Raw genomic sequence first — 584 nt, 5'->3', positions numbered from 1 at the left:
CTGATGCAGAGTGCAAACGTTAGGGATTTCATGGGTTTGAGCAGAATAGGCCGTCTGAAAGAGGTGTTCAGACGGCCCAATCGTTAGTATTTCACTAAAACCGCACCCCAGGCAAAACCGCCGCCGATGCCTTCGAGCAAGAGGTTTTGTCCGCGTTTGATTTGGCCGTTTTTAATGCCGACATCCAGTGCCAGTGGAATGGAGGCGGCGGAAGTGTTGCCGTGGTCTTGGACGGTCAAGATCACTTTGTCCATGCTCAAGCCCAAGTGTTTGGCGGTAGAGTCGATAATGCGCTTGTTGGCTTGGTGCGGCACAATCCAATCGATTTGATCGGCGGTGTAACCGGCTTCTTCGATAACGTCATCTGCAATTTTTGCCAGCATTTTGACGGCAAACTTGAATACGCCGGGGCCGTCCATACTGATGTAGGGTGAGCCGCAAACCTGGCCGTTAGCGATTTGTCCTGGGACGTTTAAAAGGTTGAGGTAGTTGCCGTCGGCTTTGAGTTTGCCGTGGATGATGCCCGGTTCGTCAGATGCGCTTAAGACAACCGCGCCTGCGCCGTCACCAAAGAGGACGCAGGT

Annotated in this window: 1 protein-coding gene; it reads right to left on the bottom strand. The window is 53.1% G+C overall.

The window, feature by feature from the left end:
* Positions 1-83: 83 nt before the first annotated feature.
* A partial coding sequence (locus tag ACTHUR_RS16245; protein WP_440399712.1) for a 3-oxoacyl-[acyl-carrier-protein] synthase III C-terminal domain-containing protein occupies positions 84-584 on the bottom strand: 501 nt, incomplete at its 5' end.

This window comes from Neisseria sp. P0021.S007, from assembly GCF_051956855.1.
This window is presented reverse-complemented; position numbering and strand designations above follow the sequence as displayed.